The sequence below is a fragment of the Mycobacterium sp. genome (assembly GCF_049683355.1).
In the GTDB taxonomy this organism is placed as follows: Bacteria; Actinomycetota; Actinomycetes; order Mycobacteriales; family Mycobacteriaceae; genus Mycobacterium.
In genome coordinates, this window is the sequence record NZ_JBAUJB010000066.1 from 1 (window position 1) to 21,996 (window position 21,996).

A 21,996-nucleotide genomic window follows, 5' to 3' on the forward strand; every position below is an offset into this window, starting at 1 on the left:
GCTGCCGATGCAGATCGATCCCGACGAACTGCTTGCCGTCATACTCGTTCATAGGGGCCTCCCATGATTCGTGGAAAGTGGACACCCCCAGCATCCGCCGGGAACGCCACGAGGAGCGGAGGCCCCGCCCCTTCATCACATCAAGATGCGCGCGAGGAATGATTCGTTGACTCATTCGAGGATGCGCGCGTAACGGGAGCTTTTTTGGCCGGTCCAGCCTTGCTGGTGGTGATCGTGAGCAGCTCTGTGGTCAGGGCCTGGATCTGGCGCTGGACGGCGGCTGGGTTGATGCCGGTGTAGGTGTCGGCGAGTATCGCCTTGTCCTGGGCGCAGACCGCCTCGTGGCGCTCGGCGCGGCGGTGCGGGGTTGTGGCGGTGTCGTATTTCTTGGACACTTTGGCGCCGTCGCGGACCTTGGAGACGAGTTTTTGCTGCGGGTAGAAGTAGTTGGTCAGCAGTGACTGCAACGCCCAGATCTTGTTGAGCAGCAACAGTTCTGCCTTGGTGTCGTAGCGGTGGTAGCCGACCACGGTGCGCACGATCGCCCAGTTCTTCTGCTCCACGTGGCAGCCGTCGTTGGAGTTGCGTGGCCGTGAGCGGGTGAAGGTGATCTTCCGCTGCTCGCACCAGGCCAATAGGTGATGGTTGATGAACTCACTTCCGTTGTCACTGTCTACGCCCAGGATCGGGAACGGCATGATCTTGGCGATATCGGCTAACGCCGCGAGCACCCATTTACGGGCCTTGTTGGGCACGCTGCGGTTCTCGGTCCACCCGGTGGCGATGTCGGTGACGGTCAGCGTGTAGGCGTGCTCACCAGCGGCGTTGCCGCCCTCATGGCCGACCAGGTCGATCTCGACGAACCCCGGCCTCGCGTCGTCCCAGTCCGCCCAGGTCCGGATCGGGATCTGGGATTTGAGCAGTGATCCCGGCTTGGTATGGCTGCGGCCCTTCAACTCGTGGCGCTTGCGCTCGGGGGCCAGGCGGCGGTCGATGGTGGCCGCCGACATGCCCACCAGCAGCGCCGCGGTGTCGTCATCGATGACCAGCTCGCCGAACCGGCGCAGGATCGCCACCAGCTCGTCCAGCATCGGCGCCAGTCGCTTGCCGGCGGGCATTCCCAGCACCTCCCAGCAGAACATCAGCGCCGCAATAACTTTCGGTCCATACTTCGGTGGACGCGGCGCCCTGCTCTTGATGACCTTCGGGCGCAATACATTCTTCAACGCCTTGCGTGCATGGTTGCGGTGCCAGCCTGTGGTAGCGCACAACTCATCGAGGATCCGGCGCTTGCCGGTCTTGTCAGCTCGCGCGTAGCGGGTCGCGATCGCCTTCGTCACAGCCTTGCGTTGACTCACCGTCAGTCCCATCGTCTGGGTCTATCCAGCGATACATCACCGGCCGGGTAGGCGCGCCGTACGCGCGCATTCTCAGCTGAGGCAACGAATGGGTCTACGCGCATTTTTGGTGAGTCAACGCGTGCTCTGTACAACGGCAGTTGGTGATAGTGAGCGCTATCCAACACCCGGTGTGGTGCCCTCTCGTCAAGATCGGCGATTCGGCGTCAGGTCACAACCACCGAACGCCGGAGTGCTCATGACAACCCGTGGATCCACCGATGTGCGCCTTGCTCACGCCGCTCGTCTCGCCGCCGCGGGCCTCATCGCAGCAGGGGCGATGATCCTGACTGCATCCCCAGGCAACGCGATTCCTGAATCGACAATCATCAGCGACTGCGACAACGCCAACGGAGGTACGTACACCACCGTCGTTCATGACGGAAAGAGGTACTCCAAGTGCTGCTATCGGGATATCAACGGCACGAAGGAGTGCGACAACTACGTCGACGGCACCTACATCTACACGACTGCCAGCCTGGAGCAGCCGACATCGACTTCCCCGCCACCCCCGCCACCGGGCGGAGTAGTGGGTCCGGTGGCGACCGAGGCTGAGCGTCAACCGACGCCGCCGCCCGCACAACCAGATTTCGGCGGCGCGACAATGACTCTGTGGATGCCGCCGCCGCCTGGCCCGGCAGGTCCGCCGGGTGGCGAGGCGGTGTTGGTTCCCTGAGGTTCTCGCCGGAATCGCTCAGGGGGACAGGGGCGGCAGCTTCTTGATGCCGAACTCTTTCCGCAATACGGTGCGGGCGGCGTAATACCCCGCCATCCCGTGTACACCGCCGCCGGGTGGCGAGGCCGACGAGCACAGGTACGCCCCCGGGATCGGGGTCGACCACGGATTCCACCGCAGTGCAGGCCCGGTCAGTGCGCTGAACATGTTGTTGCCGCCCACCCCGATGTCGCCGCCGACGAGGTTGGCGTTGTGGTCGGACAGGCGCGCGGCCGGCACACTGCGCACCCCCACGACCAGATCCCGGAAGCCGGGCGCGAAGCGCTCGAAGATGCCGGTGACGGTCTCGGCCATGTCGATCGTCGAGCCCTGCGGCACGTGCGCATAGGTCCACATCGGCCGGCGACCCTGAGCATCGATCCGGCCGGGGTCTGCCAGGTGGGGCAGCGCTGCGAGCACCATCGGCCACTCGGCGTGCCGGTCCTCGGCGATATGCGCTTCGGCGCGCGCCATCGTGGCCCGGTCGCCCCCCAGATGCAGCGTCGGGGTGTCCGCCAATCGCCGATCCTGCCAAGGTATTTCCCCGGACAGCACGAAATCGACCTTCGCCACGCCCGGCCCGTAGCGATAGCGCTGCAGGGTCCTGGCGTACCGGGACGGCAGCCGGTCTCGGTAGATGTTCAGCAGCGCGGTCGGCGCCGTGTCGTAGAGGACGACTCCCGACGGTGGGCTGGTGATCTCCTCGCCGAGTGTCAGTTCACCGCCGTGCGAGCGAAGATCGGCGATCAGCGCGTCGGGGATGGCCTGCGAGCCGCCGACGGGGATCGGCCAACCAACTGAGTGGCCGAGCGTCGCCAGCATCAGCCCCGCGCCCGCGGCCACCAACGAGGGCATCCGCGAGATGGTATGCGCGGCAACGCCGGTGAACAATGCGCGGGCGTCCTCGCCGGTGAGAGTGCGCCACGCCGGGGTGCCCTGGGCGAGCAGCCGCGGAGCCACCCGCAGCGCCGCAGCGATACTGGGCGGGATCGACCGCTTGTCGCCGAGTAGCAGGCCGACCACGCCTTCGGAATCGGCCGACAGCGGACCCAGCAGCCGGCGCCAGGACGCACCGTGGTCGAGTTCGGCGCAGGTGCGGTCGATGTCGCGGTAGCCGATGGCTGCGGGCCTACCGGGTAGCGGGTTGCCGTAGGAAACCTCGGGCACCGCCAGCGCCACCCCCCGCGAGGGTAGGTCGAACGCGGCGAAGAACGGTGACGCCAGGGCCAGCGGGTGCACCGCCGAGCAGATGTCGTGCGAGACGTCTGGGAATTCCGGGTCGGGAACGGTACGTGCGCCGCCCCCTGCGGTGGGCTGGGCCTCGAGTACCTGTACCGAAAGACCCGCTCGTGCGCAGATGACAGCGGCCGCCAGACCGTTGGGCCCGCTTCCGACGATGGTGATGTCCACTGCTTCATTACAGCCCATTAGGCTGTCCGGGTGAGTTTGCCTGTTGTACTGATCGCCGACAAGCTGGCCGAATCGACCGTGGAAGCCCTGGGCGACCAGGTCGAAGTGCGTTGGGTCGACGGTCCCGACCGGGAGAAGCTGCTGGCTGCGGTCGGTGACGCCGACGCGCTGCTGGTGCGTTCGGCCACCACGGTCGACGCCGAGGTGTTCGCCGCGGCGTCGAAGCTGAAGATCGTGGCGCGCGCGGGCGTCGGCCTGGACAACGTCGACGTCGACGCGGCGACGGCGCGAGGCGTCCTGGTCGTCAACGCGCCGACATCGAACATCCACAGCGCGGCCGAACACGCGCTGGCGTTGCTGCTGTCGGCCGCACGTCAGATCCCCGCCGCCGACGCCACGCTGCGTGAGCACACCTGGAAGCGGTCGTCGTTCTCCGGCACCGAGATCTTCGGTAAGACCGTCGGGGTGGTCGGCCTCGGGCGGATCGGCCAGCTGGTGGCTGCGCGGCTCGCCGCGTTCGGCGCCCACATCACCGCGTACGACCCGTATGTCTCGCACGCCCGTGCCGCGCAGCTGGGCATCGAGTTGTTGACGCTCGACGAACTGCTCGGGCGCGCCGACTTCATCTCGGTGCACCTGCCCAAGACCAAGGAGACCGCGGGGTTGATCGGCAAGGAGGCACTGGCCAAGACCAAGCCCGGCGTCATCATCGTCAATGCCGCCCGCGGCGGCCTGATCGACGAGGCGGCCCTCGCCGATGCCGTGGCCAGCGGACACGTCCGCGGCGCGGGGCTCGATGTGTTCGCCACCGAGCCCTGCACCGACAGCCCGCTGTTCGAGCTGCCGCAGGTGGTGGTGACCCCGCATCTGGGTGCGTCCACCGCCGAGGCGCAGGACCGGGCGGGCACCGACGTCGCAGCCAGCGTGAAGCTGGCGTTGGCAGGGGAGTTCGTGCCGGACGCGGTCAATGTCGGCGGTGGGGTCGTCGGTGAAGAGGTGGCGCCCTGGCTGGACCTGGTCCGCAAGCTGGGCCTGCTGGTCGGGGTGCTCTCCGCCGAGCTGCCGGTCTCGTTGTCGGTGCAGGTCCAGGGCGAGCTGGCCAGTGAAGACGTCGAGGTGTTGAGATTGTCGGCACTGCGCGGGCTGTTCTCGGCGGCGATCGAGGATCAGGTCACGTTCGTCAACGCACCGGCGCTGGCCGCCGAGCGAGGCGTGGAGGCGTCCATCGCCACCGCCCCGGAGAGCCCGAACCACCGCAGCGTGGTCGACGTGCGCGCGGTCGGTGGGGACGGATCCACGGTCAACGTCGCGGGAACCCTGACCGGCCCGCAGCTCGTCGAGAAGATCGTCCAGATCAACGGACGCAACCTCGACCTGCGCGCCGAGGGCGTCAACCTGATCATCAACTACGACGACCAGCCGGGGGCGCTGGGCAAGATCGGCACCCTGCTCGGCAGCGCCGGCGCCAACATCCTCGCCGCGCAACTGAGCCAGGACGCCGACGGTGACGGCGCGACGATCATGCTGCGGCTGGATCGGCAGGTGCCCGCCGACGTCCTGTCGGCCATCGGTCGCGACGTCAACGCGGTGACGCTGGAAGTGGTGGATCTTTCATGAAACTCGCGGTGATCGCCGGCGACGGCATCGGTCCGGAAGTCATCGGCGAGGCGCTCAACGTGCTCGACGAAGTGCTGCCGGGTGTGCAGAAGACCGAGTACGACCTCGGTGCCCGGCAGTACCACGCCACCGGTGAGGTGCTGCCCCCGACGGTGCTCGACGAGCTGAAGGCCCACGACGCCATCCTGTTGGGGGCGATCGGAGATCCATCGGTGCCCAGCGGGCTCCTCGAACGCGGCCTGCTGCTGCGGGTCCGGTTCGAGTTGGACCATCACGTGAACCTGCGTCCCGGCCGCCTCTATCCCGGCGTGCAGAGCCCGCTGGCGGGCAACCCCGAGATCGATTTCGTCGTGGTCCGGGAAGGCACCGAGGGCCCGTACACCGGCAACGGTGGCGCGATCCGCGTCGACACGCCCCACGAAATCGCCACCGAGGTGAGCGTCAACACCGCCTACGGGGTGCGTCGGGTGGTGCAGGACGCCTTCGGGCGGGCGCAGCAGCGGCGCAAGCATCTGACCCTGGTGCACAAGAACAACGTGCTGGCCTACGCAGGGTCGCTGTGGTGGCGCACCGTGCAGGCGGTGGCACCGGAGTACCCCGACGTCGAGGTGGCCTACCTGCACGTCGATGCCGCGACGATCCACATGGTCACCGACCCGGGCCGGTTCGACGTGATCGTCACCGACAATCTGTTCGGCGACATCATCACCGACCTCGCCGCTGCGGTGTGCGGCGGCATCGGGCTCGCGGCCAGCGGCAACATCGATGCCACCAGAACCAATCCGTCGATGTTCGAACCGGTTCACGGCAGTGCGCCGGACATCGCCGGCCGCGGCATCGCGGATCCAACGGCCGCCATCATGTCGGTGGCGCTGCTGCTGGCGCACCTCGGCGAACTCGGTGCGGCGGCGCGGGTCGACAAGGCAGTGGAAGAGCATCTGGCGACTCGTGGTGACGAGAAGCTGTCGACCTCCGCGGTCGGTGAGCGGATCCTGGGGAAGCTGTAAGCACCGCCGGCGGATTCGCGACGCTGACACGACAGTGCCGGCTGTTCGCGCTCGGCTCGTCCTTGTTCGCGGTGGCCACCGTCCCGGGGTTCCCGGCGTGGGCGGGTGCGGGTGCGGCCAACGTCCTGTGCTTCGTCGGTTCGTGGTTCTTCACCACCGCCGCATGGATGCAGCTGATCTCGACGAGACAGCCGGGACCGCACAGTCGTGTATCCGACGCCGAGTCAGCTTCGGCGGCAGTCCAGTTCGCGGGAACCCTGCTGTTCAATCTCAGCACCGGCGCGGCGGTGTGGGCCCACGCCGTGAGTGCGCAACGGCGCTACGTGTGGGCACCCGACGCAACCGGGTCGATCGCGTTCCTGCTCAGCGGTGTGCTTGCGATGGCCGCCGTGGCCGCGACGGTCGGGGTGTTCGAACTCCGGTCGCGTGCCTGGTGGGCGGCTGCGGTCAACCTGATCGGCTGCGTGGCCTTCGGGGTGTCGGCAGTGGCGGCGTTCGTCCGGGTGTCCGGCCTGACCGCCGACGAACGACTGGCCAACCTCGGCACGTTCATCGGTGCGCTGTGCTTCCTGACGGCCGCGGTGGTGTCGTTGCCCCGCACGCCACCGGCACAGCGGGGATCGCCATCAACGGGAACAGCGCGCACACCGCGAAGGTGAGGGGAAATCCCGCCGTGCCGATCAGGGCCCCGAACACCGGCGGCACCACACCGGCGGTGAACAACTGGCTGGTGTTCTGTGTGCCCAGAGCGCGCCCGCTCCAGAACGGGCCGGCGATCTCGGCAATCGCGGTGAACGCCAAGCCATTGTCGGAGACGGTGACCATCGAGGCGACCATCATCACCGCGATGCTCGCCGGCGAGTCCAGCCAATCGGTGAGGGCGAGAGATGCCATGGACACGGCCGCGGCGGCCGCGATGATCCGGATCGGTCGCATCCGCGCACCGAGGACGTCACCGGAACGCTTGAGAACCCGATCCGACCATCGCCCGGCGCCGATCCGTCCGGCTGCGCCGAGAAGCTGTGCCAGCGTGACCAACAAGCCGGCGGAGCCCGGCGACCATCCGTGTTCGGCGATCAGCCAGACCAGCGTGAACGTCCACACCAGGATCTGCGGCACCACGAGCAGCACCGATGCGAGGTGGATACGCAACAGCAGCCGCGAGTCGCGATACGGATTGGCCAGATCGGCGGCGGCTGCCTGCGAGCGGGGCGGCTGGGGCGGATCGATCACGGCCACCGCACATATCAACGCCGATGCGGTGCACACGATCGCCGGGAACAGCAGTGCCGCCGAGACGCCGTGGTGCTCCGCCACCCGGGGGATGACCAGTGCGCCGAGACCGACCCCCAGCGGCTGAGCGGTCTGCCGGATCCCCATCACCAGCCCGCGTTGCTCGGCGGCGAACCACCCGACGACCAGACGGCCGCTGGCTGTGTTGCTGCTCGCCGCCGCCATCCCGCCGAGAAAGAGGAAGACGCTCACCGCGACCAGCGACTGCACGGACGCGGCGGCGAAGGCGGCCGCAGCGGTGAGTGCCGAGCCCAGCGCCAACACCAGGCGTTCGCCCACCCGGTCGACGACATAGCCCCACGCGATGAGGGTGACCACCATGCCGAGGCTGGGCATCGCCGACACCAGGCCGGCCTGTGCGAGGCCGAGGCCGCGCTCGGTGTGCAGCGTGGGGATCAGAAACGCCACGCCGTTGATGAACACGTTCGCGCACAACGACGTCGACAGGGCGATCACCAGCATCGACCAGCGCTTGGCGGTGCTCATCGACGAGGCGGCCACTGTGCCATGGTCGCACAGGTATCTCATCATGCTGAATCGGCATCTCATTTAGTGAGATGAGGCCGGTGAGCTGCGCCGCGCCGGTCGGCCCTGAGGGGCCGGGCATTACGCTGAGGCAATGCGTCTCGGCCGAATCGCCAGTCCCGATGGAGTCGCCTTCGTCAGCATCGAAGGCGACCCGAACGAGGCAATTTGCAAGGAGATCGCCGAGCACCCGTTCGGCAACCCGACCTTCACCGGGCGGAGTTGGCCGCTGGCCGATGTCCGGCTGCTGGCGCCCATCCTGGCAAGCAAGGTGGTGTGCATGGGCAAGAACTACGCCGCCCACGCCGAGGAAATGGGCGGCACCGCCCCCGAGGACCCGGTGATATTCCTCAAGCCCAACACGTCGATTATCGGGCCGAATTCGGCTATCCAGCTTCCCGCGGATGCCCACCCGGTCCATCACGAGGGTGAGTTGGCCGCCGTGATCGGCCGGCCCTGCAAGGACGTGCCCGCATCCCGGGCCGCCGAGAACATTCTCGGCTACACGATCGCCAACGACGTGTCGGCGCGCGATCAGCAGCGCCAGGACGGCCAGTGGATGCGGGCCAAGGGCCACGACACCTTCTGCCCGGTGGGTCCGTGGATCGTCACCGACCTCGACCCGAGCGACCTGGACCTGCGCACCGAAGTCAACGGTCAGGTACGCCAGAACTCCAACACCGCGCTGATGATCCATGATGTCGGCGCGATCATCGAGTGGGTGTCGGCGGTGATGACGTTGCTTCCCGGCGATCTGATCCTGACCGGGACACCGGAGGGCGTCGGCCCCATCGAGGATGGGGACACCGTGAGCATCACGATCTCGGGGATCGGCACGCTGTCCAATCCCGTTGTACGCAAAGGAAAGTCGTGACAAGCATACCCGTGAGGGTCAGATTCTGTCCGTCGCCGACCGGTATTCCCCACGTCGGACTGGTCCGCACCGCGCTGTTCAACTGGGCCTACGCCCGCCATACCGGTGGCACGTTCGTCTTTCGGATCGAGGACACCGACGCGCAGCGGGACAGTGCCGAGAGTTACGCCGCGATCCTGGATGCGCTGCGCTGGCTCGGCCTGGACTGGGACGAAGGCCCGGAAGTCGGGGGACCCTACGAGCCCTACCGGCAGTCGCAGCGCTCCCGGATCTACCGGGACGTGCTCGATCAACTGCTCGCCTCGGGCGAGGCCTACGAGGCCTACTCGACCGCCGAGGAGGTGGAAGCGCGGCATCTGGCGGCCGGCCGTAATCCGAAACTCGGGTATGACAACTTCGACCGCGACCTAACCGATGAGCAGCGCGCAGCCTTCCGCGCCGAGGGGCGTAACCCGGTGCTGCGACTGCGGATGCCCGACGCCGACCTGTCCTGGAACGACCTGGTTCGCGGCGAGACGACGTTTCCGGCAGGGTCGGTGCCCGACTTCGCGTTGACGCGCGGCAGCGGCGACCCGTTGTACACCTTGGTCAACCCGGTCGACGATGCGCTGATGAAGATCACCCATGTGCTGCGGGGTGAGGACATCATGCCGTCCACCCCGCGCCAGATCGCGTTGTACCAGGCGCTGATACGGATCGGGGTTGCCGAGCAGGTTCCGCAGTTCGCCCATCTGCCAAGCGTTCTGGGGGAGGGCAACAAGAAGCTGTCCAAGCGTGACCCGCAGTCCAATCTGTTCCTGCACCGCGACCGCGGCTTCATCCCCGAAGGGCTGCTGAACTACCTGGCGCTCCTCGGCTGGGGCATCGCCGACGATCACGACTTGTTCAGCCTCGACGAGATGGTGGCCGCATTCGACGTCGCCGATGTGAACTCGAATCCGGCCCGCTTCGATCAGAAGAAGGCCGACGCGGTCAACGCCGAGCACATCCGAATGCTGGACGAGGACGATTTCGCCGCCCGACTGTCGACGTTCTTCGCCGCGCACGGTCACCGCACGGGCCTGGACGACGCCCGGTTCGCCGAGGCGGCGAGGCTGGTGCAGACCCGTATCGTGGTGCTCGGCGACGCGTGGGACCTGCTGAAGTTCCTCGACGATGCCGGTTTCGTGCTCGACGAGAAGGCGGCGGCCAAGGAGTTGCGGCCCGCGGCCGTACCGGTGCTCAGCGCCGCGCTCGACGCGCTGGAGAGGCTGGGGCAGTGGACCACGGCGGCCATCGAGGAGGCGCTGAAGTCGGCGCTGGTGGACGGTCTGGAGCTCAAACCGCGCAAGGCGTTCGGCCCGGTCCGCGTCGCGGTGACCGGTTCGTCGGTGAGCCCGCCGCTGTTCGAGTCGCTGGAACTGCTGGGACGGGACCGCAGCCTGGACCGGCTGCGGGCCGGTCGGGACGTCGCCGCCGCGACGGCGGTGGAGGCCTGAGAAAAACACCGCCGAACATTTGGTAGTGTGCACGTCGGCCCGGCAGTAGGCCCGGCGCGGAGTTCCCGTGCTGTGTCGGGTTCATGAAATGGCTTGTGACCTGCGGTTACAGGTGGCCAGTGGGGTATGGTGTAATTGGCAACACAGCGGTTTCTGGTACCGCCATTCTAGGTTCGAGTCCTGGTACCCCAGCCAATGCAACGGATTAGGTCAGCATTCTCACCTGAGCTATGCTGACCCACCGAAAACAGTTCTGGCCCCCGTCGTCTAGCGGCCTAGGACGCCGCCCTCTCACGGCGGTAGCGTGGGTTCGAATCCCATCGGGGGTACAACGAGCGAACAGCGGGCAATTCTCAAAGCCTGCGGGTCAGCGCGTCAGCAGCGGCGACGAGGTCGGTGGCCCACCGCACGCCCGGACGCCGGCCCATCCGGTCGATCGGCCCGGACACCGAAACCGCCGCGATCACGGCGCCGCGCCCATCGCGCACCGGCGCGGACACACTGGCCACCCCGGGCTCGCGTTCGGCCACACTCTGGGCCCACCCCCGTTTGCGCACCTCGGCCAGTGTGCGGTCATTGAACGCCGCCGACGGCAGAACCGCCTGCTGGGTGGCGGTATCCGCATAGGCGAGCAGCACTTTGGCGCCCGATCCGGCGTTCATCGGCAGCCGCGTTCCGACCGGCACGGTATCGCGTAGTCCGGCAGGCGGTTCCAAAGCGGCGATGCAGATCCGTGCGGTCCCTTCGCGCCGGTAGAGCTGCACGCTCTCCCCGGTGAGTTCGCGCAGTCGGGGCAGCACGGAGGCGCCGGCGGACAGCAGCGGATCCCTGACGTTGCCGGCCAGCTCGGTGACAGCAGGGCCCAGGCGCCACTGCCCGTCACCGTCGCGGGCCAGCAGGCGGTGCACCTCCAGGCCGACGGCCAGCCGATGTGCCGTGGCCCGGGGCAGGTCGGTGCGCTCACACAGATCTGCCAGACCGCACGGGGACTGGGCGACCGCGTGAAGCACGCCGACGGCTTTGTCCAGCACGCCGATGCCGCTATCCTGTCTCACAAGGAGATACTAGCGTCCCAGATTGTGAGACAGTCAAGATGGCCATCGCGAACCAGCCCCGCACGCTCGCCGAGAAGGTGTGGAGTGAACACGTTGTTGTCACCGGCTCCGGAGAGGGTGCCGCGCGGCAGCCGGACCTGATCTACATCGACCTGCACCTGGTGCACGAGGTGACCAGCCCGCAGGCGTTCGACGGGCTTCGGCTGGCGGGGCGCCCGGTCCACCGGCCGGATCTGACCATCGCCACCGAGGACCACAACGTGCCGACGATCGACATCGACAGGCCGATCGCCGATCCGATCTCGCGGACGCAGGTGGAGACACTGCGCCGCAACTGTGAGGAATTCGGCATCAGGTTGCACCCGATGGGCGACGCCGAGCAGGGCATCGTGCACATCATCGGGCCGCAACTGGGTTTGACCCAGCCCGGTATGACGGTGGTGTGTGGGGACAGTCACACCTCCACCCACGGCGCATTCGGGGCATTGGCAATGGGTATCGGCACCTCGGAGGTCGAGCATGTGCTGGCCACCCAGACGCTGCCGCTTTCGCCGTTCAAGACGATGGCGGTCAACGTCGACGGTGTGCTGCCGCCCGGGGTCAGTGCCAAGGACATCATCCTCGCCGTCATCGCCAAGATCGGCACCGGCGGCGGCCAGGGGTACGTGATCGAGTACCGCGGCAGCGCCATCGAAGCGCTGTCGATGGAAGGTCGGATGACCGTCTGCAACATGAGCATCGAAGCGGGGGCTCGCGCCGGAATGGTGGCGCCCGATGACACGACCTTCGAGTTCCTGCGCGGGCGGCCGCACGCCCCCGAGGGGCCGCAGTGGGGCCAAGCCGTGGCCGCGTGGCGTCTGCTGCGCACCGACAATGGCGCCGAATTCGACACCGAGGTCTACATCGACGCGTCGACCCTGAGCCCGTTCGTGACGTGGGGGACCAATCCGGGGCAGGGTGTTCCGCTGTCCGGTTCGGTCCCGGATCCGGAGCTGATCGTCGACGAGGGGGAGCGCCAGGCCGCCGAAAAGGCGTTGACCTACATGGATCTTCGCGCGGGCACGGCCATGCGGGACATCCCGGTGGACACCGTTTTCGTCGGCTCCTGCACCAACGGCCGGATCGAGGATCTGCGGGTGGTCGCCGAGGTGCTGCGCGGGCGCAGGGTCGCTGACGACGTCCGGATGCTGGTGGTGCCCGGCTCCATGCGGGTCCGCGCGCAGGCCGAATCAGAAGGGCTGGGCGCGATCTTCACGGCCGCGGGCGCGGAATGGCGGCAGGCCGGCTGCTCGATGTGCCTCGGGATGAATCCCGATCAGCTCTCTGCCGGCGAGCGGTGCGCGTCGACCTCCAACCGCAATTTCGAGGGCAGGCAGGGAAAGGGCGGGCGTACGCACCTGGTGTCCCCGGCGGTTGCCGCGGCCACGGCGGTACGCGGCACGCTGTCCTCACCGGCGGACCTGCCGGCCGTCACGACTCACTGAAACCCGACAGGAGACTTCGATGGAAGCCTTTCGCACCCACACCGGAATCGGCGTTCCGCTGCGCCGGTCGAATGTCGACACCGACCAGATCATTCCTGCGGTCTATCTGAAGCGGGTGACCCGAACAGGATTCGAGGACGGACTCTTCGCGGCCTGGCGCAACGACCCGGCGTTCGTGCTCAATCAGGCGCCCTTCGACAAAGGCTCTGTTCTGGTCGCCGGACCTGATTTCGGCACCGGTTCGTCCCGCGAGCACGCCGTCTGGGCACTCATGGACTTCGGATTCCGGGTGGTTATCTCGTCCCGTTTCGCCGACATCTTCCGGGGGAACGCGGGCAAGGCAGGATTCCTGGCGGCCGAAGTCGCGCAAGACGACGTGGAATTGTTGTGGAAACTCATCGAGCAGCAGCCGGGTCTGGAAATCACTGTGAATCTACAAGATCGAACCATTGCCGCCGGAACGGTCATGGTGCCGTTCAACATTGACGACTACACCGCCTGGCGGCTGCTGGAAGGCCTCGACGATATAGGCCTTACGCTGCGGAAACGGGATCAGATAGAACAATTCGAGGCCGCCCGTCAGGCGTGGAAACCCCGCACTCTGCCTGTCTGACGAACGGCTATTCCGGCCGAAATCGCGCCCCCGCGATCCCGTTTCCCGGTCGCCGGCAGGACGGTAAGGGCGGCAATCGGATTGAAAAAAGTTCGCTGGCTTGCCCTGAAATTGCGCGTGGCTCTTGGAAGTCAGCGGCCATTGGGTTTACCGTGTCCACTAGTCGGTTCAAAGAGGACCACTGGTATTCGGAGGTTTTGCATGAACAAAGCAGAGCTCATCGACGTACTCACGGAGAAATTGGGCTCGGATCGTCGGCAGGCAACTGCGGCGGTGGAGAATGTCGTTGACACCATCGTGCGTGCGGTTCACAAGGGTGAGAGCGTGACGATCACCGGCTTCGGCGTCTTCGAACAGCGTCGTCGTGCCGCCCGCGTGGCGCGCAACCCGCGCACCGGCGAGACGGTCAAGGTCAAGCCCACCTCCGTGCCGGCGTTTCGCCCAGGCGCTCAGTTCAAGGCTGTTGTGTCTGGCGCACAGCGTCTCCCGGCGGATGGCCCGGCGGTCAAGCGTGGCGTGACTGCTGGCAGCACTGCACGTCAGGCTGCCAAGAAGGTTCCGGCCAAGAAGGCTGCGGCGAAGAAGGCCGCTCCTGCCAAGAAGGCCGCTCCTGCCAAGAAGGCTCCGGCCAAGAAGGCTGCGGCGAAGAAGGCCGCTCCTGCCAAGAAGGCTCCGGCAAAGAAGGCTGCGGCGAAGAAGGCCGCTCCTGCAAAGAAGGCTCCGGCAAAGAAGGCTGCGGCGAAGAAGGCCGCTCCTGCAAAGAAGGCTCCCGCGAAGAAGTCTCCGGCGAAGCGCGGTCGCAGGTAGTCAGAACATCAGGCACGCCGCGGGTCGCAAGACCCGCGGCGTGTTTGTGTGTGTGTCGGTCAGCGCGGATCAGCGCCGGCGAGCCGGGGAGTATGAATTCATTTGCCGCGTCATTTCTTCGGCGGCAGCGCCGTGCCGAGGTGGTCGGCCGCGACCAGTCGGCCTTCAGCAAGTGACATCACCCACGTGCTGCCCTTGCGGTTGCGCGACCTGTCCGGCCGGACTCCGTCGCGCTCGCACCACCACTCGATGAGGTCGGGAATCACCTTGCCCTGAGTGCAGATCACCGGGTTCGCCGATGTCGCCGCGATCTCGAGGATCCGTTGGCGGGTGGCCTTGCGGTTGTCGGCGTAAGCCTCTTCGGAGAGCTCGGGCTCTTCGCGGATCGCCGCACCCAGCTCCTCGGCAAGAGGATCCAGCGTCTGCCGGCACCGAAGCCGGTCCGCGGCGAACAGGTCGCCGGCGCCGAACGCGAGGAGCTGGCCGACAAGCGACTCGGCCTGAGCGCGACCGTGCTTGTCCAGGGGGCGCTTTCGATCATCGCCCTTGTACCGGGCCCTGCTCCCCGCGGTGGCGTGGCGGACGATCAGCACCGTCTGGGTGTCGGCGGGCAATTTGGAGAAGCGCCGCAACACCTTGCGATCGTGCGCATACGTCAACGCCTTCATCGCCTGGTCGACCGGCAGCCAGGTGAGCTCGTCTACCTCGTCGTTGACGCTGAACTGCCCGCTGACACAGCGCCCCGCCCAGTAGCGCACCTTCTTGCTGCCGGGATCGAACGGATAGGTCACCGTCGTGAGACGGCGACCGAGATGGGCACGAAAGCCCGTCTCCTCTTCGATCTCCCGCACGGCGGTCACCGGTTCGGTCTCGCCCGAATCGACTTTGCCCTTCGGCAGCGACCAGTCGTCGTAGCGGGGACGGTGGATGATCGCCACCTCCGGCGTGGCCGCGCCGTCCCGGGGCCGCCACAACACCGCGCCGGCGGCGAGGATGGGCTTTTTGGCCATGGTCGTATCCAGTCGGGTCTCCTCGGACACGTCAGCTCCTGCGGGTCAATCGGTCCGGAGATCCAGTCCTACGGATGGCGGTGGCGTTCCATCAGCGACATCTGGTGGTCGCGCACGGTCCGCCCCTCCTGCGGAGACGCTGCCCAGTGCCCGTCCGGGCCGAGTTCCCAGCAGCGGGTCTTCGGGTCGGTCGCAGACTCGAAGATGTCGTTCAACTGTGCACTCAACCGCGGATCCTTAACCTGGGCCATCACTTCCACACGCCGATCGAGATTACGATGCATCATGTCGGCGCTGCCGATCCAGTATTCGTCGATGGCGCGGAAGTGAATGATCCGCGAATGCTCGAGGAAGCGGCCGAGAATCGAGCGCACCGCGATGTTCTCGGAGTAGTCCGCGGCGCCGGGGCGCAGGGCGCAGATCCCACGGACCACCACCTCGACCCGCACGCCGGCCTGCGAAGCCCGGTAGAGGGCGTCGATGACCTGTTCGTCGACCAAGGCGTTGGCCTTCATCCGGATCCGGCCGTCGGCGCCGTCCCTGGTGGCTGCGATCTCCCGTTCGATCCGCTCGATGATGCCCCTGCGCACACCGTATGGAGCGACCAGCAAATTGCGGTAGGACTCCTTGCGGGAGTAGCCCGTCAGCGAGTTGAACAGATCGGTGAGGTCGGCACCGATGTCGGGTGCGGCGGTCAGCAGACCGATGTCCTCGTACAGCCGTGCGGTCTTGGGGTTGTAGTTGCCGGTGCCGACGTGGCAGTACCGGCGGATCATCGAACCTTCACGCCGCACCACCAGACAGGTCTTGCAGTGTGTCTTCAAACCGATCAGCCCGTACACCACGTGCACGCCGGCCTGCTCGAGGGCACGGGCCCATTTGATGTTGGCCTGCTCGTCGAACCTCGCCTTGATCTCCACCAGCGCGACGACCTGCTTGCCGGCCTCGGCAGCGTCGATGAGCGCGTTGACGATCGGGGAGTCACCCGAAGTGCGGTACAGCGTCTGTTTGATCGCCAGCACGTTGGGATCCGCGGCGGCCTGCTCGATGAAGCGCTGCACCGTGGTGGAGAACGAGTCGTAGGGGTGGTGAACCAGGACGTCGCCGTCACGCAGCGTCGAGAAGATGCTCTTGGGCGTCTCCCGCTCGCCGAACGCCGGCGGCGTGGCCGGTACGAACGGACGATCCTTGAGCGCCGGCCGGTCGACTCCGTAGATCTGCCACAGTGACGAGAGATCCAACAAGCCCGGCACTTCGACGACATCTCCGGGAGCGACCTCGAGTTCACGCAACAACAACTCGAGCATGCCCTCGGTCATGTCGCCGGAGATCTCGAGCCTCACCGGGGACCCGAAGCGCCTGCGCGCCAGTTCCCGCTCGAGTGCCTGGAGCAGGTCTTCGTCGCGGTCTTCCTCCACCTCGAAATCCGCGTTGCGGGTGATCCGGAAAGCGTGGTGCTCGACGATTTCCAGCCCGGGGAACAACACCGGCAGGAAGGCGGCGATCAACTCTTCCATCGGCAGGAAGCGCACCACATCGGGTGTGCCCTCCCTGCTGGACAGCTCCACGAAACGGTCGACGTTGTCGGGCACCTTGATTCGGGCGAAGTGCTGGCCGCCGTCGTCGGGGTGTTTGACCGTGATGGCCAGGTTCAAACTCAGGCCGCTGACGAAAGGGAACGGGTGTGCGGGGTCGACCGCCAGCGGCGTGAGTACCGGGAACACCTGTTCGTGGAAGTACGTCGACAACCGCCCGCGCTCGGCCTCGTCGAGTTCGGCCCACGTCACGATGATGATGCCCTGCTCCGCCAGCGCCGGCCGGACCGAGTCGAGGAACACCTGGGAGTGCCTGCTGGCGATCTGTTGGGTGCGCTCGCTGATCCGGCGCAGTTGTTCGCGCGGCGACAGCCCGTCGGCGGACCGGACAGACAGACCCATCTCGTCACGCCGCTTGAGGCCCGCCACCCGGACCATGTAGAACTCGTCGAGGTTGGACGCGAAGATCGCCAGGAACTTCGCCCGTTCGAGCAGGGCCAGCGAGGGATCGGCGGCAAGCGCCAGCACGCGGGCGTTGAAGTCCAGCCAGCTCAGCTCCCGGTTGAGGTAGCGATCCTCGGGCAGCGGGTTGTCGACCGGCGGCGCGGTCGCCGCCGGCGGCGCCTCGGGTTCCGCATCAGCCGGGCCCGCGATCACCGGCAGGGGGGCCGCCGTCTCCGATGCATCCGAGCTGTCGGGCCGGGTCTGGGCTTCGGTCATCTCTGTGATGATTCCCTATCCGAGGGTCCTGCTGCCACCGAGTCGGGGCATCGGGTGGTCACCGTCATTTCCGGTCGCCGATGGCCTGTGCCGTTGCCGACCCGATGCCCAGTACCCGCGCCGCCACCAGGTCATCGGGGGTGTCGATGTCGCAGCGCAGCCCGGGCCACGCACCGGTCAGCTCGACGGCCCCCGAACGACGATGGCGCTCTGCGGAATCGGGGCCGAATTGCGGATCGAGTCCGACTCCGAACGAGAACAACGCCGACGTGCCGGTGCCGTGTCGGTCGGCGACGAAACTGCGTGGCCGATCCCGGGCGGCCGAGATCGCTTCGGTCAGCTCGCGGGTCTGCAACGCCGGTAGATCGCCTTGCAACGCAACGACGTCTACTGTGTGCCTGCGTACCATGGCCTCGGCCGCCAGCAGAGCGTTGTTGAGCGGGTCGGGGTGGCCGTCGGGCGTCGGATCGGTGAGCACCACCGCGCCCAACCGCTGCGCCGCCGCGGCGGCCGTCTTGTCGGGGGTGACGACGATCACGGAGTGCAGTTCCGTCACGCCCGAGGCGGCGTCGATCGTGTCGACCAGCATGGCGAGCACGATCTGCTCGCGGGTCACCGCCGAAAACTCCGGCGCCAACCGCGTCTTGGCCGCGGTGAGCCGCTTGACCGCGATCACCAGCCCGATGCCGTGATCCTGAGCACGCGTGAGCGTGGCCGGCTGCTCTCTGTTCTGCACGCGAGCGCTCATCGGCTGCTGTCGGCCGTGCCGTTGGTCATGCTGCTCACGAGCGCCATCCTGCCAGCCGCTATTCCCCGGTTACGCTGAAGCCGTGGTCGAGGCGGCGGTGATGGGTGCCGGGGCGTGGGGAACAGCGCTGGCGAAGGTGTTGGCAGATTCCGGCAACAACGTCCGGCTGTGGGCCCGTCGGCCCGAGCTGGCCGACGAGATCAACCGCACCCACCGCAACGCCGATTACCTCGACGGTGAGCTGCCCGGGTCGATCCGCGCCACCGGTGACCACGCCGAGGCCCTCGACGGCGCCTGCACGGTGCTGCTGGCCGTGCCGGCTCAGACCCTGCGGGCCAACCTCATCGGCTGGAAGGACGCCATCGATCCCGAAGCCACGTTGGTCAGCCTGGCCAAGGGCATCGAACTGGACACACTGATGCGGATGAGCCAGGTCATCGTCGCCGTGACCGGGGTGGACCCGGCGCAGGTCGCTGTCGTCTCCGGGCCCAACCTGGCCGGTGAGATCGCACAGGGCCAACCCGCCGCGACCGTCGTCGCGTGCAGTGACTCCGGAAGGGCGGTGACCATCCAGCGGGCGCTTGCCACCGGCTACTTCCGGCCCTACACCAACTCCGACGTGATCGGCGCGGAGGTCGGGGGCGCATGCAAGAACGTCATCGCCCTGGCGTGCGGGATGGCCGCCGGTTCCGGGTTGGGCGAGAACACCGCGGCGGCGATCATCACCCGTGGTCTCGCCGAGATCATGCGGCTCGGAATCGCGTTGGGAGCCAAGCCCGCCACCCTGGCCGGGCTTGCCGGCATCGGCGACCTGGTGGCGACGTGCATGTCGCCGCACTCCCGTAATCGTTCGTTCGGCGAGCGACTCGGCAGGGGAGGCACCATGCAGGCCGCGCTCGCCGCGACCGGCGGCCACGTCGCCGAAGGGGTCACGTCGTGTGAGTCGGTGCTGGCGCTGGCAGCCGCCTACGACGTCGAGATGCCGCTCACCGAGGCCGTACACCGGGTCTGTCACAGAGGATTGTCCGTCGACGACGCGGTGGCCTTGCTGCTCGGCCGCACCACCAAGCCGGAGTAGGGCCATGCCCGGCGCCTATGGAGACTCCACCCGCAGCATCAAAGCTGTTGGCTCGGAAGCGATTCCGGGCAGCCCCATCGCGCCGCCACCGGTTCCCGCTGCCGCATACCACCTCCCCGCCGACGAGGACGATTCACTGGACAGCTACGGCCGTAGGTCCAATCCCACGTGGCGGCAACTGGAATCGGCACTGGCCCGGCTCGAGGGGGCTGCGGGGGCACTGACATTCGGATCCGGAATGGCTGCCATCACGGCGGTCCTGCGGACCGTCGCCGAACCCGGCCGCACCGTCGTCGTTCCCGCCGACGGCTACTACCAGGTGCGCGCCTACGCCCACGAGTATCTCGAACCGCGCGGCGTCAAGGTGGTCGAGGCGAGCTGTGCCCAGATGTGCGACGCGGCCTCCGGTGCCGGCCGCGGCGACGTGGTGCTCGCCGAGACACCGTCGAACCCGGGGCTGGACGTGGTCGATCTGCACCAGCTGGCGATGATCTGCCGGGCCGGCGGTGCGATGCTCGTCGTCGACAACACCACGGCCACGCCGCTGGGGCAGCAACCGCTGTCGCTGGGCGCCGACCTCGTGGTCGCCAGCGCCACCAAGGCGCTGGCCGGGCACCACGACGTCCTGGCCGGGTACGTCGCCGGCAGCCACCCCGAGGTGATGGCGCGCCTGGAGCGGGAACGCCTGCTGGCCGGCCCGATCCTGGGCTCGTTCGAGGCCTGGCTGGTGCTGCGCAGCCTCGGCAGCCTCGGGTTGCGGTTCGAACGCCAATGCCAGAACGCCGCCGCGGTCGCGCTGATGCTGCGGTCACACCCCGCGGTGAAGACGGTCCGCTATCCCGGTCTCCCCGACGACCCCTCGCATGCGGTGGCCGCCGTGCAGATGCGTCGCTTCGGTGGCGTCGTCGCCGTGGAGTTGGCAACCGCGGCGGCCGTGCACGAACTGGTCGGCAGCAGCGCGCTGCTGGTCGCGTCGACCAGTTTCGGTGGGATCCACTCCTCGGTGGACCGCCGGGCCCGGTGGGGCGATGACGTCGCCGACGGATTCGCCCGGCTGTCGATGGGCATCGAGGACACCGATGACCTGGTCAGCGACATCGAACAGGCACTCGGGCCGGCGTGACGGGCGGGCGCGGCCCCTGCGCATTCCTCCGGGGACGGTAGCCTCTCTAGGTTGTGACTGCCCGCACCCGCGTAGCCGTCGTCTACGGCGGACGTAGCTCTGAACACGCGATCTCGTGTGTTTCTGCCGGCAGCATCCTGCGCAACCTCGACCCGGAGCGGTTCGAGGTCGTCGCGGTGGGGATCTCGCCCGGGGGGGCCTGGGTGCTCACCGACGGTCGACCGGAGACGCTGGCCATCACCGACGGCACCCTGCCGCAGGTCGGTGAGTCGTCGGGAACCGCGCTGGCGTTGACCGCCGACCCGACCCGACACGGTCAACTGCTGTCGCTGGGCGAGGGAGCCGGCGAGATGCTGGCCGCCGTCGACGTCGTCTTCCCGGTGCTTCACGGGCCCTACGGCGAGGACGGCACGATCCAGGGCCTGCTGGAACTCGCCGGCGTTCCGTATGTGGGCGCCGGGGTGCTGGCCAGCGCGGCCGGCATGGACAAGGAGTTCACCAAGAAGCTGCTGACAGCGGATGGGTTGCCGATCGGCGACCATGTGGTGCTGCGCCCGCAACAGGCCACTCTGTCGCTGGAGGATCGCGAACGCCTGGGGTTGCCGGTGTTCGTCAAGCCCGCGCGCGGTGGCTCGTCGATCGGGGTCAGCCGGGTCGCCGGCTGGGACATGCTCGACGTCGCCATCGACCAGGCCCGCCGGCACGACCCCAAGGTCATCGTCGAGGCAGCCGTGCCCGGGCGGGAACTGGAGTGCGGCGTGCTGGAGTTTCCCGACGGACACGTCGAGGCGAGCACCGTCGGCGAGATCCGGGTGGCCGGCGTGCGCGGCCGAGAGGACGGGTTCTACGACTTCGAGACCAAGTACCTCGCCGACGCCGCGGAGCTCGACGTACCGGCCAAGGTCGACGACGCCGTCGCCGAAGAAGTCAGGGGATTGGCGATCCGGGCTTTCCGCGCCATCGACTGCCAGGGGCTGGCCCGCGTCGATTTCTTCCTCACCGACGACGGAACTGTCATCAACGAGATCAACACGATGCCCGGGTTCACCACGATCTCGATGTATCCGCGGATGTGGGCAGCGAGCGACGTCGACTACCCGACTCTGCTCGCCACGATGGTCGACACCGCGATCGCCCGCGGCACCGGCCTGCGCTGACGGTCATCCGACCGGCCCCGGACGGACCGCGGTGGCGGGCAGCGCCTCGGTGATGGCCGTGGAGATCGCCTGAATCGGCGTCGGACCCGAATCGGGGGGCAGGGTCAGCGCCACATAGACCGGCCGGTCCACCGCGAACCAGGTGCTGCGTCCCTGCGCTGCCTGGTCGGCGACCCGGAACCACGCAACGGCGTCGACCATCTGCACCGGGGCGCCCACCACGAAACCGACAGGGCGGTCGAGTCCGCACCGCAGGATCAGCGCGTCGTCCGCACCGCCGGCCTGCCACGCCGCCGTGCCGGCCGGGGCGGGTTCCCGCACCGGCGCCCGGGTGTAGGCGCCGAGTTGCT

General features: G+C 67.6%; 20 protein-coding genes and 2 tRNA genes. 14 read left to right on the forward strand and 8 right to left on the reverse strand.

The window, feature by feature from the left end; translation table 11 throughout:
• Positions 1-140: 140 nt before the first annotated feature.
• Positions 141-1,370 carry a DDE-type integrase/transposase/recombinase gene (locus WA944_RS03975; RefSeq protein ID WP_526372153.1) on the reverse strand — a complete coding sequence of 410 codons (1,230 nt, stop codon included), beginning with the start codon at positions 1,368-1,370 and terminating at the stop codon, positions 141-143.
• 226 nt (positions 1,371-1,596) lie between these two features.
• Here WA944_RS03975 and WA944_RS03980 point away from each other — a divergent pair, with 226 nt between their 5' ends.
• The gene (locus tag WA944_RS03980; RefSeq protein ID WP_526372151.1) at positions 1,597-2,073 is read left to right on the forward strand and encodes a hypothetical protein; all 477 of its coding nucleotides are present in this window, start codon (positions 1,597-1,599) and stop codon (positions 2,071-2,073) included.
• Between the two features lie 18 nt (positions 2,074-2,091).
• Here the strand turns inward: WA944_RS03980 and WA944_RS03985 are convergent, their stop codons facing one another.
• A complete protein-coding gene (locus WA944_RS03985) occupies positions 2,092-3,522 on the reverse strand; it encodes a phytoene desaturase family protein (RefSeq protein ID WP_526372149.1) in 1,431 nt (476 codons plus the stop codon).
• A gap of 30 nt (positions 3,523-3,552) precedes the next feature.
• Here WA944_RS03985 and serA point away from each other — a divergent pair, with 30 nt between their 5' ends.
• The 3 genes from serA (at position 3,553) to WA944_RS04000 (ending at position 6,805) form a co-directional block, all read left to right on the forward strand.
• Entirely contained in the window at positions 3,553-5,139 is a 1,587-nt protein-coding gene (gene serA / locus WA944_RS03990; RefSeq protein WP_526372147.1) for a phosphoglycerate dehydrogenase, read from the forward strand.
• On the forward strand, positions 5,136-6,146 hold the full coding sequence (locus WA944_RS03995) for a 3-isopropylmalate dehydrogenase (protein WP_526372145.1): 1,011 nt from the start codon (positions 5,136-5,138) through the stop codon (positions 6,144-6,146). Before serA ends, WA944_RS03995 begins: the two co-directional genes overlap by 4 nt.
• A gap of 62 nt (positions 6,147-6,208) precedes the next feature.
• On the forward strand, positions 6,209-6,805 hold the full coding sequence (locus WA944_RS04000) for a hypothetical protein (protein ID WP_526646396.1): 597 nt from the start codon (positions 6,209-6,211) through the stop codon (positions 6,803-6,805).
• On the opposite strand, the gene WA944_RS04005 is transcribed toward WA944_RS04000, so the two are convergent.
• Positions 6,696-7,925: an MFS transporter gene (locus WA944_RS04005; RefSeq protein WP_526372159.1), complete on the reverse strand. Its 1,230-nt coding sequence runs from the start codon at positions 7,923-7,925 to the stop codon at positions 6,696-6,698. The two genes, WA944_RS04000 and WA944_RS04005, sit on opposite strands and share 110 nt — an antisense overlap.
• A 133-nt stretch (positions 7,926-8,058) precedes the next feature.
• Here WA944_RS04005 and WA944_RS04010 point away from each other — a divergent pair, with 133 nt between their 5' ends.
• The 4 genes from WA944_RS04010 to WA944_RS04025 all read left to right on the forward strand — a co-directional run bounded on the left by WA944_RS04010 (position 8,059) and on the right by WA944_RS04025 (position 10,645).
• Positions 8,059-8,838 carry a fumarylacetoacetate hydrolase family protein gene (locus WA944_RS04010; protein ID WP_526646398.1) on the forward strand — a complete coding sequence of 260 codons (780 nt, stop codon included), beginning with the start codon at positions 8,059-8,061 and terminating at the stop codon, positions 8,836-8,838.
• 5 nt (positions 8,839-8,843) lie between these two features.
• On the forward strand, positions 8,844-10,316 hold the full coding sequence (gene gltX, locus WA944_RS04015; RefSeq protein WP_526372157.1) for a glutamate--tRNA ligase: 1,473 nt from the start codon (positions 8,844-8,846) through the stop codon (positions 10,314-10,316).
• A gap of 120 nt (positions 10,317-10,436) precedes the next feature.
• Positions 10,437-10,511, forward strand: a tRNA-Gln gene (locus WA944_RS04020).
• 61 nt (positions 10,512-10,572) lie between these two features.
• A tRNA-Glu gene (locus WA944_RS04025) sits at positions 10,573-10,645 on the forward strand.
• 24 nt (positions 10,646-10,669) lie between these two features.
• On the opposite strand, the gene WA944_RS04030 is transcribed toward WA944_RS04025, so the two are convergent.
• A complete protein-coding gene (locus WA944_RS04030) occupies positions 10,670-11,371 on the reverse strand; it encodes an IclR family transcriptional regulator (protein ID WP_526372141.1) in 702 nt (233 codons plus the stop codon).
• A gap of 38 nt (positions 11,372-11,409) precedes the next feature.
• On the opposite strand from WA944_RS04030, the gene leuC reads away from it, so the two are divergent.
• The 3 genes from leuC to WA944_RS04045 all read left to right on the forward strand — a co-directional run bounded on the left by leuC (position 11,410) and on the right by WA944_RS04045 (position 14,275).
• A complete protein-coding gene (leuC, locus tag WA944_RS04035) occupies positions 11,410-12,855 on the forward strand; it encodes a 3-isopropylmalate dehydratase large subunit (RefSeq protein ID WP_526611131.1) in 1,446 nt (481 codons plus the stop codon).
• 19 nt (positions 12,856-12,874) lie between these two features.
• A complete protein-coding gene (gene leuD, locus WA944_RS04040; RefSeq protein WP_526372137.1) occupies positions 12,875-13,468 on the forward strand; it encodes a 3-isopropylmalate dehydratase small subunit in 594 nt (197 codons plus the stop codon).
• A 201-nt stretch (positions 13,469-13,669) separates the two neighbouring features.
• The gene (locus WA944_RS04045) at positions 13,670-14,275 is read left to right on the forward strand and encodes an HU family DNA-binding protein (protein WP_526646400.1); all 606 of its coding nucleotides are present in this window, start codon (positions 13,670-13,672) and stop codon (positions 14,273-14,275) included.
• A 110-nt stretch (positions 14,276-14,385) separates the two neighbouring features.
• Here WA944_RS04045 and mutT1 read toward each other — a convergent pair whose 3' ends face one another.
• The 3 genes from mutT1 to cofC all read right to left on the reverse strand — a co-directional run bounded on the left by mutT1 (position 14,386) and on the right by cofC (position 18,276).
• A complete protein-coding gene (gene mutT1 / locus WA944_RS04050; RefSeq protein WP_526646405.1) occupies positions 14,386-15,285 on the reverse strand; it encodes an 8-oxo-(d)GTP phosphatase MutT1 in 900 nt (299 codons plus the stop codon).
• Positions 15,286-15,353: 68 nt separating this feature from the next.
• Positions 15,354-17,540, reverse strand: a complete 2,187-nt coding sequence (locus WA944_RS04055; protein ID WP_526611129.1) for an RNA degradosome polyphosphate kinase — start codon at positions 17,538-17,540, stop codon at positions 15,354-15,356.
• A 64-nt stretch (positions 17,541-17,604) separates the two neighbouring features.
• On the reverse strand, positions 17,605-18,276 hold the full coding sequence (gene cofC / locus WA944_RS04060) for a 2-phospho-L-lactate guanylyltransferase (RefSeq protein WP_526611128.1): 672 nt from the start codon (positions 18,274-18,276) through the stop codon (positions 17,605-17,607).
• 112 nt (positions 18,277-18,388) lie between these two features.
• Here cofC and WA944_RS04065 point away from each other — a divergent pair, with 112 nt between their 5' ends.
• The 3 genes from WA944_RS04065 to WA944_RS04075 are packed head-to-tail and all read left to right on the forward strand — an operon-like array spanning position 18,389 to position 21,646.
• The gene (locus WA944_RS04065; protein ID WP_526375902.1) at positions 18,389-19,366 is read left to right on the forward strand and encodes an NAD(P)H-dependent glycerol-3-phosphate dehydrogenase; all 978 of its coding nucleotides are present in this window, start codon (positions 18,389-18,391) and stop codon (positions 19,364-19,366) included.
• A 4-nt stretch (positions 19,367-19,370) separates the two neighbouring features.
• Complete coding sequence (locus WA944_RS04070; protein ID WP_526611127.1) at positions 19,371-20,489, forward strand: cystathionine gamma-lyase; 1,119 nt, start codon at positions 19,371-19,373, stop codon at positions 20,487-20,489.
• Between the two features lie 53 nt (positions 20,490-20,542).
• The gene (locus WA944_RS04075) at positions 20,543-21,646 is read left to right on the forward strand and encodes a D-alanine--D-alanine ligase family protein (RefSeq protein WP_526374089.1); all 1,104 of its coding nucleotides are present in this window, start codon (positions 20,543-20,545) and stop codon (positions 21,644-21,646) included.
• A 3-nt stretch (positions 21,647-21,649) separates the two neighbouring features.
• On the opposite strand, the gene WA944_RS04080 is transcribed toward WA944_RS04075, so the two are convergent.
• The coding region (locus WA944_RS04080) for a DUF3515 family protein (RefSeq protein ID WP_526646402.1) at positions 21,650-21,996 on the reverse strand (347 nt) is incomplete at its 5' end.